Source organism: Sanguibacter sp. 25GB23B1, from assembly GCF_040012415.1.
Lineage (GTDB): Bacteria > Actinomycetota > Actinomycetes > Actinomycetales > Cellulomonadaceae > Sanguibacter.
On sequence record NZ_JBDYKL010000057.1, the window covers coordinates 1 to 11,426 of the forward strand.

An 11,426-nucleotide genomic window follows, 5' to 3' on the forward strand; every position below is an offset into this window, starting at 1 on the left:
CCCCCCCCCCCCCCCCCCCGGTGCTGCGTCCGGCCGACGGCCGACCGGGCGGTGAGCGATCGCGGTGGGATCGCGATCAGGACTCGAACGCGGTGGACAGGTACTCGTCGACGTTGTCCGCCGTCACGACGGGCGCGTAGAGCTGGACGGTCCGGGGGATGCTGAGCGAGGTCAGGTCGCCCATGGAGCGGTCCTGGACGATGAGGCGGGCCAGGTTGATGCCGTCCGCGGCCTGGGTCGCGGGGTAGATGACGGTCGCCTGGATGACGGTGTCGCCCGCCTGGATGGACCGCATGACGTTGGCGGAGCCGGCGCCGCCGACCATGAAGAACTCGTCACGGCCGGCGTTCTCGATCGCGGCGAGGACGCCGACGCCCTGGTCGTCGTCGTGGTTCCAGATGGCGTCGATCTGGGGCGCGGCCTGGAGGAGGTTCGCGGCCGCCTGCTCGCCGCCCTGGACGGTGAAGTCGGCGGCGACGCGGTTGTCCACGTCGAGCCCGCAGTCGGAGAGCGCGTCGGTGAAGCCCTGGCTGCGGTCCTGCGTGAGGGGCAGGGAGTCGATGCCGGCGATCTCGGCGACGACGGCGTCGGGGTTGTCCCCGAGCTGCTCGCAGATGTACGTCCCGGCGCTGACGCCCATGCCGTAGTTGTCGCCGAGGACGGTGGCCCGGGCGGCGAACGGTGACGTGAACTCGCGGTCGACGTTGATGACGACGATGCCGGCCTCCATCGCCTCGATGGCGACCTGCGTGAGTGCCGCACCGTCGTAGGGGAGCATGACGATCGCGTCGACGCCGTCGTTGATGAAGGTCTCGATCTGGCTGATCTGCTGGTTGACGTCGTTGGTGCCCTCGGCGACGCGCAGGTCGATGTCCTCGTGCAGCTCGGCCTCGTCGACGGCCGCCGACGAGATGGCGGCCATCCAGCCGTGGTCGGCCGCAGGGGCGGAGAAGCCGATGACGACGGTGTCACCGGTGGCGTCGTTGTCCGACATGGTGCCGGGGTCGGCGCCCGCGTCGTCGTCCTCCGGGGTGTTCGAGGTGCAACCGGTGACGAGCAGCGCGGACGCTGCTGCCGTGACGGTGAGGAGGGTCATGCGCTGGCGGAGGGTGCGGCGTGTGGACAGACGTGCGGACATGGGAATCTCCTGTGACTCGGTCCGGGGACGGCGGGGTGGGTGGGTGAGCTCGAAAGGGGTTGCGGCTGCAGGTGGAGCGGCGGTGGCGGCGCTAGGTGTGGCTGCGTGAGGCGAAGCGCTGCTGGAGCAGGACGGCGGCGACGATGATGACGCCCTTGACCACCGCCTGTGCGGAGCTGGAGATGTTGTTCTGCGTGAAGACGTTCGTGAGCGTGGTGAAGATGAGGACGCCGAGCACGGTGCCGACGATGGTGCCGCGCCCGCCTGCGAGGAGCGTCCCGCCGACGACGACGGCGGCGATGGCCTCGAGCTCGTAGAGCGAGCCGTTGGTCGAGGACCCGGCCGTGGTGCGGGCGAGCATCATCACGGCGGCGATCCCCGCGGTGAGCCCGGCGATCCCGTAGAGGTACATCGAGTGCCGGCGGACCTTGATGCCGGCGAGGCGCGCGGCCTCGGGGTTGCCGCCGACGGCGAGCGTCCGGCGCCCGAAGGTGGTGCGGTTGAGCAGGACCCACCCGGCCACCGAGACGAGGGCGAACATCCACACGATGACGGGGACGCCGAGGACGTCGGCCCGGAAGACGTCGAGGAAGGGCTGGACGGTGACGACCTGCGTCCGTCGGTTGGCGATCATCTCGGCGAGGCCGCGGGCGCCGACCAGCATGGCGAGCGTCGCCATGAACGCGACCACCCCGCCGTAGGCGATGAGCACCCCGTTGATGAGCCCGCAGACGGTGCCGACGGCGAGGGCGACCCCGACGATGACGATCCAGTGGGTGTCCTGCGCCATCGACTGCGTCGCCAGGGTCGTGGACCACACGGTCGCGAGCCCGAGGACGGAGCCGACCGACAGGTCGATGCCGCCGCCCGTGATGACGAAGGTCATGCCGATGCTCAGGACGCCGATGACGGCGGCGAGCTGGAGGATCGTCATGAGGTTGTTCAAGCTCGCGAAGCGCTCTCCGGCGGTGATGTACCCGACGATGCAGAGGATCGCGAGGGCGAGGACGAGGCCGATGGTGCGCCCGGCGGGGCCGGCGAAGAGGGTGCGGCGACCGCCGCTCCCGGCGCGGGCAGCCCCCTTGCGCGCGATCTCGGACGATCCGTCCGACGCGACCGCGGGGGTGGTCTTCTGCTCGCTCACGCGGCACTTCCTTCCATGACGAGGTCGAGCACGGCGTGCTCGTCGATCTCTGCGGCGGGGCCTTCGTGGACGACGCGTCCCTCGGAGATGACGAGGACTCGGTCGGACATCCCGAGGACCTCTTCGATCTCGCTGGAGACGACGAGGACGGCTGCGCCGGACGCGGCGAGGCTGGATACGAGGGCGTAGATCTCGGAACGGGCGCCGATGTCGACGCCGCGGGTGGGTTCGTCGAGCAGGAGGATCCGGCAGCCGTGGACGAGCCACCGGCCGAGCAGCGCCTTCTGCTGGTTGCCGCCGGAGAGGGTCCGGGCGGTGCGCTCGCCGTCGGCGGGGCGCAGGTCGAGGGAGCGGATCTGCTCGTCGGCGGCGGCGCGCTCGGCCGTCTCGTCGAGGAATGCCCCGCGGGCGAAGCGGCCGAAGGTGGAGAGCGTGATGTTGCGGTAGACGGGCTCGTCGAGCAGGAGGCCCTGGCTCTTGCGCTCCTCGGGGCAGAGCCCGATGCCGGCGCTCACGGCGGCGGCGACGGAGCCGCGGCGGAGGGTGGCGCCGCCGACGGTGACGCTGCCGGCGGTCGCGCGCCGCGCGCCGTAGACGGCCTCGAGGATCTCCGAGCGGCCGGAGCCGACGAGCCCGGCGAGGCCGACGACCTCCCCGGCGCGGATCTGGAGGTCGACGTCCTGGAACGAGCCGGTGAGGCTGAGCCCGCGGACGTCGAGGAGGACCTCGGCGTCGGGGGCGGGTGCGGGGCGGGGGACGAAGGCGTAGTCGACCTCGCGGCCGGTCATGAGGTGGATGAGGTCGTTCTTCGAGGTGTCGGCCACCTGGAGGTTGGTGCCGACGGTGCGGCCGTCCTTGAGGACGGTGATGCGGTCGCCGATCTGGCGGATCTCCTCGAGGCGGTGGGAGATGTAGACGATCGCGACTCCCTGGGCGGTGAGCTCCCGCACCACGCGGAAGAGGTTGGCGACCTCTTCGGAGTCGAGCACGGCGGACGGCTCGTCCATGACGATGACGCGGGCGTCGTGGGACAGCGCCCGGGCCATGGAGACGATCTGCTTGCCCGCTGCGGAGAGCCGGCCGACCTCGCGGTTCGGGGAGATCTCGGGGTGGCCGAGGCGGGTGAGGATCTCTTGCGTGCGGCGGGTGACCTCGCGTCGTTGGGAGAACCCGGCGGTCGCGAGCTCGTGGCCGAGGTAGATGTTCTCCGCGACGCTCAGGCCGTCGACGACGTCGAGCTCCTGGTACATGGTCGCGATGCCGATCTTCAGGGCGGCGACCGGGTGGGGGATGGTGACGGGCTCGTCGTCGACGAGGATCTGCCCCTCGTCGGGCTGGTGGGCTCCGGCGAGGACCTTGATGAGTGTGGACTTGCCGGCGCCGTTCTGGCCGAGGAGGCAGTGGACCTCTCCGGGCAGGACGTCGAGGTCGACTCCGTCGAGGGCACGTGCGCCGGGGAACAGCTTCACGATCCCGCGCATCTGGAGGAGCGGGCGAGGGGCGGGGCGGGGGTCGTCGTTGACCATGCTGTGGAACCTAACGGTACTTGTGTCGACTGTCAATCATAAGTAGAGAACTCGTCAGCAGATCTCTAATCAGTTCGATGAAAAGCCGTGGCCACCGGGACCGGGTCGCCGTCCCCGCCCCGCCGCGTCAGTCGCGCGTGGAGAACGCCGCGTCGAACGCCGCCGTCGGCGCCTCGAACGCGTTCGCCCGCACGAAGGCGAGCGCCTCGGGGGCGCCGACGAGCCGGTCCATCCCCGCGTCCTCCCACTCCACCGAGATCGGGCCGTCGTAGCCGATGGTGTTGAGCATCCGGAACGCGTCCTCCCACGGCACGTCGCCGTGCCCGGTCGAGACGAAGTCCCAGCCGCGGCGCGGGTCCGCCCAGGCGAGGTGCGAGCCGAGCCGGCCGTTGCGCCCGTTCGTCATCCGCTTCTTCGTGTCCTTGCAGTCCACGTGGTAGATCCGGTCCTGGAAGTCCCAGAGGAAGCTCACGGGGTCGAGGTCCTGCCACACCATGTGGCTCGGGTCCCAGTTGAGGCCGAATGCCGGGCGGTGCGCGATGGCCTCGAGGGTCCGGACGGTCGTCCAGTAGTCGTAGGCGATCTCGCTCGGGTGGACCTCGTGGGCGAAGCGGACGCCCACCTCGTCGAACACGTCGAGGATCGGGTTCCAGCGGTCGGCGAAGTCCTGGTAGCCCGCGTCGACCATCTCCTGGGACGCCGGCGGGAACATCGCGACGTACTTCCAGATCGACGAGCCGGTGAAGCCGATGACGGTCGAGACGCCAAGTCGCGCGGCCGCCCGCGCGGTCATCGTCATCTCCTCGGCGGCGCGCTGCCGGACCCCTTCGGCGTCGCCGTCGCCCCAGATGCGGTCGGGGAGGATGTCGCGGTGACGCTGGTCGATCGGGTCGTCGCAGACGGCCTGGCCCTTGAGGTGGTTCGAGATCGCGTGGACCTGGAGCCCGTACCGCTCGAGGATGTCGAGGCGGTCCTGGACGTAGGCGTCGTCCTCCGCCGCTCGCCACGGGTCGAGGTGGTCGCCCCAGCAGGCGATCTCGAGGCCGTCGTACCCCCATCCGGAGGCGAGCCGGGCGACCTCCTCGAACGGGAGGTCGGCCCACTGGCCGGTGAAGAGGGTGATCGGTCTGGCCACGTCGGTCTCCTTCGATCCGGCCGGGCGTCGTTGCCCGTGGTGTGTCGAACGTATCCCACTTCTGCATTTTGTTCAGCAGAAGTTGAATCCAGTCCGCCGCAAGTAGCGCCATAGCACACGGTGGACGACTGATCACCCGGCATTTCGCCCGCCCTCCGGTCGGGGTCGTGGGCCAGGAGGAGTATCTTTTGTCACCGGACGATCAAAAGTTGGTCGCACAGCCGGGCGCCCCGGCGAGAGGGAAGCAGGCACCGTGACCACCGTGAAGATCGACCCCCAGGGCCTCGCGACCAAGCCCACGGGGGTCGGGCGCATCTTCCAGCTCCTGCGCGACGGCCAGCCCCGCACCCGCGCCGAGCTCGCCACCGTCACCGGCCAGGCCCGCTCCACCATCGCCGCACGCATCGACCAGCTCATGGCGTCCGGGCTCGTCGCGCCTGCCGGGGACGCCGGCTCCTCCGGCGGCCGCCCGCCCGTGACCTTCGCGTTCAACCCCGGCTCCCGCGTCGTCCTCGCGATCGACCTCGGCGCCACCCACGTGCACCTCGCCGTGACCGACCTCGCCTCGCGCATCCTCGCCGAACGCAGCGCCACCATCTCCATCGCCGACGGTCCCGACACCGTCCTCGACTGGGTCGCCGAGGCAGGCATCGCCCTCGTCGCCGAGGCCGGCCGGCCGCTCACCGACCTCGCCAGCGTCGGCATGGGCCTGCCCGGACCCGTCGAGCACTCCACCGGACGGCCCATCAACCCGCCGATCATGCCCGGCTGGGACGACGTCGACGTCCCCGGCATCCTCTCCGCACGCTTCGGCGCACCCGTCCTGGTGGACAACGACGTGAACATCATGGCTCTCGGGGAGCACCGCTCCGCGTGGAGCACCGTCGACGACCTCCTCTTCGTCAAGGTCGCCACCGGCATCGGCGCAGGCCTCATCAGCGACGGCGCCCTGCGCCGCGGTGCCCAGGGAGCCGCCGGCGACATCGGCCACATCGCCGTCCACCGGGCCGCCGACATCCCGTGCCGCTGCGGCAACATGGGCTGCATCGAGGCGATCGCCGGCGGCCAGTCCATCGCCCGCGCGCTCTCCGAGGCCGGCATCGAGGCCACGAGCAGCGGCGACGTGGTCGCCCTCGTCCGCGCCGGCGACGTCACCGCGAGCCAGGCCGTCCGGCAGGCCGGGCGGGACCTCGGCACCGTGCTCGCGGCGGCCGTGAGCCTGCTCAACCCGTCGATCATCGTCGTCGGCGGCCAGGTCGCCGAGGCCGGCGACCACCTCATCGCGGGCATCCGCGAGGTCGTCTACCAGCGCTCCCTGCCCCTCGCGACTCAGCACCTGCGCATCGTCACCTCCCAGACCGGCCGCGCCGCCGGCGTGCTCGGCGCGAGCGCCATGGCCGTGGACCACGTGCTGTCCGCCGAGGCGATCGACGCCGTCGTCGCCTGACGCGCAGAGTCGCTGCGGAGCGGGCTAGGGCGACCCGTCGCCGTCGAGTCGGGCTTCGAGCTGCGTGAGCACCCTGCGCTGCGGCTCCGTGAGGACCGCGGTCGTGTACTGGGCGAGGATGTCCGCCGAGCCTGCGAGGTCGATCGCCGGCTCCGACGCGGAGAGGTCGGCGATCACGGGCGCGAGGGCCGTCACGAAGTCCTCGACGAGCCCGGCGACGTCCGCGTCGGTGCTCCCCGGTCCGAGCCGGCCGAAGCGCTCGGAGAGTGCGGCGACCGCGTCGACGAGACCGGGTTCGACGAGTCGTTCGTAGAGCCGGGCGAGGGAGGGCATCCCGTCGTCGCCGGTGAGGTGGGCGAGGAGGACTGCCTGGTCCCGGTCGAGCCTGGCCAGGTCGGCCGGCAGGCCCGCACGCGCGAGCGCCGCGGCGAACGGGGCGAGCTCGGGCGGGAGGTCGAGCGGCGCGTCGTGGTCGCGAAGACGCGCGACGAGGCTGCGCTGCCGGGTGAGGCGCTCGATCTGCCGGGCCAGCTCGGCGTCGAGCTCGGCCAGCAGGTCTCCGGAGTCCGGGGACGCGGCGTCGAGGAGCTCCGGCATCCGCTCGAGCGGTATACCGAGGGCGGCCAGGCGCTTGATGCGCAGGACGCGGACGAGGTCGTGCACGTCGTAGTCGCGGTAGCCGTTGCTGCGACGCTCCGGCTCCGGGAGCACACCGACCTGGTGGTAGTGCCGCAGCGCCCGGACGGTGACGCCGGCGAGGCGCGCGAGCTCACCGCTGTGCACCGCTGGTCACCACCGTCTCGTCGCGCACCGCCTGGTCCGGCACGAGTTCCAGGGTACGCAGCGACCGCGCGAAGAGGCCGACCGCGAGAGCGACGAGCCAGACTCCCGCGACCGCGACCGCCGCCGTGGAGACCCCGGAGTACTCGGTGATCACCGCGGCGACGACGATCCCCGCGGGTGGGCCAGCAGTGAGGATCGCGTTCTGCGTCCCCATGATCCGTCCACGCATCTGCTCGGGGATGCGCTCGTTCATGAGCACGCCGACGAGGCTGCTGAACAGCCCGGTGGACAGTCCCACGACGAAGGCGCCCCCGAGGACGACCCACACGGAGAACAGGGCGGCGACGAGGGCGAAGCCGACCGTGCTGCCGAGGAGCCCCGTGAGGAACCACACCCGTCGTCGCCCCCGTGCGCCTGCGACGGCGTAGATCGTGCCCCCGACCAGCATCCCCGCGGCGAGGGCGGTGAGGACGAAGCCGAGCATCCCGGGCTGCTCCTCGAGTGTGAAGTAGACCGGCAGGACCAGCCCCTGCAGCGCGGCGAGCACGACGACCGACGCGAGGCTGAGCACCGTCGTCGCGACGAGGAACGGGCTGCGCAGGAGGGACCGCCACCCCTCGCGGAGCTGCGTCCACCCCGTCCCGCTCGGGGTCGCCACGGACCCGTCCGTGCCGACGATCGTGCCGACGTGGTGCGGGAGGAGCAGCGTGAGCAGTGCGGCGCCCAGGGAGGTGGCAGCGGTGATCCACAGCACCGTCGACCCGTCGAAGAGCACCATGAGCGTCCCGGCCGCGGCCGGCCCGAGCAGGAGCGCGACGGCGCCGAGGACCTCCCGGAGGCCGATGAGCCGCTCCGCGGTCATCCCGCCGTGCCGCACGATCGCGGGGAGCAGGGCGTCCCTGGCGGTCTGGCCGGGCACGTCGCCCAGGGATCCGATGATGCCGAGCAGGACGAACCAGCCGAGGGTCAGCCCCGAGACCATGTCGACGATCGGTAGCGCTGCGATCGACGCGGCGGAGACGAGATCGGTGACGACCGAGGACGTGCGGCGGTTGATCCGGTCGATGACGACACCCATGAACAACCCGGCGAGCACGGCAGGGATCGCCGTCGCCCCGGCGACCACCCCCGCGTCCAGCGCGCTGCCGGTGACCTGCAGGACGATGAGCGGGAGGGCGACGGCGGCGATCGAGTTGCCGAGCAGCGACAGGAGGTACGACGACAGGTACGCGACGGGGATGAGCTTCATGCGCCCCAGTAAGAACCATGACGTAGCGTCGGGGTCAAGGGGGCACCGGACCTGGTCGCTGCGAACCGGTGCAGGGGCCGACTATCCTGGGCGCTCGATCGCACCTGTCGTCCATCTGGAGGAACCGTGACCGGCCCCACGCCTCAGCCAGCACGCAGCGCCAGCCCGAACCCCACCCTCCTCCTCGTGGTCTCCGTGGTGGCGGCCGTGGCGACGAACATCGCCGTCGACGCCCTGACCGACCTGCCGATGCTGGCGCGCTGGGGCATCGCGGCGGCCGCGGCGGTCGCGGCCGTCATGCTCGTCACCTGGTTGACCGGCCTGGCCGGGCGCACCTCGCGGGACGGGTCGAGCGGGCGCTGAGGCCTCGCGCAGCACCCGCGGCTGCGGTGCTCGCTCAGCACCCGCGGTCGCGCCGCGTCGTGGGCAGCCCGTCACAGCGGGTCGTCCGGCAGCCTCTCGAGGAGAGCGCCGAACAGGTTGCCGGGCAGGTCCAGGGCGTGCAGCGCCTCGACCCGGGCCCGGCCGTGCAGGTGCCGGACGGTGGCGTAGGCCGACTCCTTGATGCCGAACGCGACTTGCGCGCGGTCGAGCACGTCGAAGACGGCCGCTCCCGCGTCGAGGACGGGCAGGCGGACGCCCGTGAGCTCGACCTCGGCGCCGGCCGTCAGGTCGAGGGTGCCGAGGTCGAGCCGGACGGCGGCCCCGAGCCCGCTCGGGGACGGTTTGTGCGCCACGGACGTCGCGGGATCGTCCGGTATGCCCGCGCCTCCCCGGACCGTCACGTGCCCGACCGACGACGCACCCGCCACGTCGAGCACGATCGCCCGGTGCGTCGGAGCGCCGGTGCCCCGCGGCGGGTCGATGCGCAGGGTGGCGTCCGCCGTGCCCGCGCCGGTCGATCGCCACGTGAGCGTGAAGGTCGTCTCGTGCCGGTCGGCGAGCGCGACGTCTGCGGCGCCGTCGTCCTCGTGGAGGAGAGCGTGCCCGTCGGCGCCGGGGACGAGCCGGACGGCGAGGGCCGGAGCGAGCGCGCTCACGTCTGCGGCCGGGTCGGCCGCGAGCGGCAGCACCGCCCCGGCCCGTGCCAGGACGGGGATCTCCTCGAGGCCCCGGTGGAGGAGGAGCGTGCGACCGCCCTCGTAGCGCAGCCCGGAGACCACGTCGACCCACGAGCCCTCGGGCAACCACACGTGCACGGCCGCGAGGCCGGTCTGCGTGTCGGCCGGCTCGGTGATCGGTGCGACGACGAGGTCCGGACCGAGGAGGTACTGGTTCGGCACCTGGTAGGCCTCCGGGGCCCTCGGGTGGTCGTGGTACATCGGTCGGCAGACGCCCACGCCGTCGGCGTGCGAGGCCCAGGCCGCGGTGTAGAGGTACGGCACGAGCTCGTGCCGCAGCCGGAGGTAGCGGCCCATGATGCGCTCGGCCTCCCGGTCGAAGCGCCACGGCTCCTTGGAGTTGAACGGGCTGCTCGACGAGTGCAGGCGGTTGACCGGGGAGAAGACGCCGAGCTGCACCCACCGGGTCGCCAGCTCGTCGTCCTTGATCCCGTGCATGTGCCCGCCGATGTCGTGGCTCCACCAGTGGTAGCCGATGTTCGCGGCGGTCGCGGTGAAGTACGGCTGGAAGTCGAGGCTCGCCCAGCTGACGATCGTGTCGCCGGAGAACCCCACCGGGTAGCGGTGCGAGCCCACGCCGGCGTAGCGCGAGAACGTGAGCGGCCGCCGGCCGTCGCGCCCGGAGTCGAGGTAGTGGAGGTGGTTGAGCATCCACAGGGGGTCGATGCCGGGGACCTTGGTGGAGCCGCCGGACTGCCAGTCGAGCCACCAGAAGTCGACGCCGAGCGCCTCGTGGGGGTGGTGCAGCCGAGCGAGGTAGGAGTCGACGAACGCCGGCGAGGTGATGTCGAAGGCGATCTCGAGGCCGTCGCTTGGGTCGCGGCCGAGGTCCCGGGCCATGTCGGCGTACGCGTCCTCGTGGCGTCGGACGCCGTCGGCCGGGTGCACGTTGAGGCTGACGGCGAGCCCGCGCTCGTGCAGCGCGGCGAGGAACGCTCCGGGGTCGGGGAAGAGCTCGGGGTTCCACGTGTAGCCGGTCCACCCGCTGCCGAGGGTGGGGTCGATGTCGACGAGGTGCCAGTCCATGTCGAGCACCGCGACCGAGAACGGCAGGCCGTCGGTCGCGAAACGGTCCACGAGCTCGAGGTAGTCGTCCGCGGAGTAGCGGTGGAACCGGCTCCACCAGTTGCCGAGCGCGAAGCGGGGGACGAGCGGGTTGGGTCCGGTGAGGCGGAAGAAGTCCGCCAGCGCGGCGCGGTGGTCGAGCCCGTAGCCGAAGACGTAGAGGTCGTGGCCGCCGGTCGGGCGCGGCCGGACCTGCCCGTCCGGGGTGAGCAGCGCGGTGCGGGAGTCGTCGACGACCGAGTACCCGTACGTCGCGAGGAGGCCGGGCTCGAGCGAGCACGCGCCGTCGACCTCGTCGAGGGTGCGGGCCGTGCCGCCGAGGTTGCCCGTCCCGGGTGCGTCGGGGGAGAGGTCGTCCCCGAACCGCCACGTCGTCGTGTGCGCGGACTGGGCCCGGTGCCGCAGCGTGACGGACAGGCCGCCCGGCGTGAACGGCCCGCCGTCGTAGCTGACGTGCAGGTGCTCGGTCCACAGGTCGAGCCCGTCGTCCTGGCGCTCGACGGTGAAGTCCGGCACGTCGAACGCACGGTGCTGCACGGTCTGCGTGGGCAGGTCGGTGAACGCCTCGTCGGGGTGCCGCTCGAGGCGGACGAGCCGGCTCGTGAGGACCGTGATGCGGTACCCGGGCCCCCGGACGACGGCCTCGGGCCGCGCCTCGGCGTCCCCGAGCTTCGCGAGGTAGGTGTCCTTCTCGACGTGCGTGTGCTCGCTGTCGTGTGTCACGGCAGTCATCCCTTCACCGCGGCGCTGGCCGCTCCTGCGACGAACCGCTTCTGGAACACGAGGTAGACGACGAGCACCGGCACGACGGAGATCGC

General features: G+C 71.9%; 9 protein-coding genes. 2 read left to right on the plus strand and 7 right to left on the minus strand.

Annotated features, from left to right (window positions below):
- Positions 1 to 76 precede the first annotated feature (76 nt).
- The 4 genes from ABKW26_RS19595 to ABKW26_RS19610 form a co-directional block, all read right to left on the minus strand.
- Entirely contained in the window at positions 77 to 1,138 is a 1,062-nt protein-coding gene (locus tag ABKW26_RS19595; RefSeq protein WP_348595769.1) for a substrate-binding domain-containing protein, read from the minus strand.
- A gap of 91 nt (positions 1,139 to 1,229) precedes the next feature.
- Positions 1,230 to 2,156 (minus strand): ABC transporter permease, encoded by a 927-nt coding sequence (locus tag ABKW26_RS19600; protein WP_348595777.1) that lies wholly within the window; start codon positions 2,154 to 2,156, stop codon positions 1,230 to 1,232.
- Between the two features lie 122 nt (positions 2,157 to 2,278).
- Positions 2,279 to 3,808 carry a sugar ABC transporter ATP-binding protein gene (locus tag ABKW26_RS19605; RefSeq protein ID WP_348595770.1) on the minus strand — a complete coding sequence of 510 codons (1,530 nt, stop codon included), beginning with the start codon at positions 3,806 to 3,808 and terminating at the stop codon, positions 2,279 to 2,281.
- A gap of 127 nt (positions 3,809 to 3,935) precedes the next feature.
- Positions 3,936 to 4,943, minus strand: coding sequence for a sugar phosphate isomerase/epimerase family protein (locus ABKW26_RS19610; protein WP_348595771.1), 1,008 nt, complete (start codon positions 4,941 to 4,943; stop codon positions 3,936 to 3,938).
- A gap of 253 nt (positions 4,944 to 5,196) precedes the next feature.
- Between ABKW26_RS19610 and ABKW26_RS19615 the strand changes: the two genes are divergently transcribed.
- A complete protein-coding gene (locus tag ABKW26_RS19615) occupies positions 5,197 to 6,390 on the plus strand; it encodes an ROK family transcriptional regulator (protein ID WP_348595772.1) in 1,194 nt (397 codons plus the stop codon).
- A 24-nt stretch (positions 6,391 to 6,414) separates the two neighbouring features.
- Here the strand turns inward: ABKW26_RS19615 and ABKW26_RS19620 are convergent, their stop codons facing one another.
- Positions 6,415 to 7,173 carry a MerR family transcriptional regulator gene (locus ABKW26_RS19620; RefSeq protein WP_348595773.1) on the minus strand — a complete coding sequence of 253 codons (759 nt, stop codon included), beginning with the start codon at positions 7,171 to 7,173 and terminating at the stop codon, positions 6,415 to 6,417.
- A complete protein-coding gene (locus ABKW26_RS19625; protein WP_348595774.1) occupies positions 7,160 to 8,422 on the minus strand; it encodes an MFS transporter in 1,263 nt (420 codons plus the stop codon). Before ABKW26_RS19625 ends, ABKW26_RS19620 begins: the two co-directional genes overlap by 14 nt.
- Positions 8,423 to 8,548: 126 nt before the next feature.
- On the opposite strand from ABKW26_RS19625, the gene ABKW26_RS19630 reads away from it, so the two are divergent.
- Positions 8,549 to 8,785, plus strand: coding sequence for a hypothetical protein (locus ABKW26_RS19630; RefSeq protein ID WP_348595775.1), 237 nt, complete (start codon positions 8,549 to 8,551; stop codon positions 8,783 to 8,785).
- A 71-nt stretch (positions 8,786 to 8,856) separates the two neighbouring features.
- On the opposite strand, the gene ABKW26_RS19635 is transcribed toward ABKW26_RS19630, so the two are convergent.
- Positions 8,857 to 11,331, minus strand: coding sequence for a TIM-barrel domain-containing protein (locus tag ABKW26_RS19635; protein WP_348595776.1), 2,475 nt, complete (start codon positions 11,329 to 11,331; stop codon positions 8,857 to 8,859).
- Positions 11,332 to 11,426 lie beyond the last annotated feature (95 nt).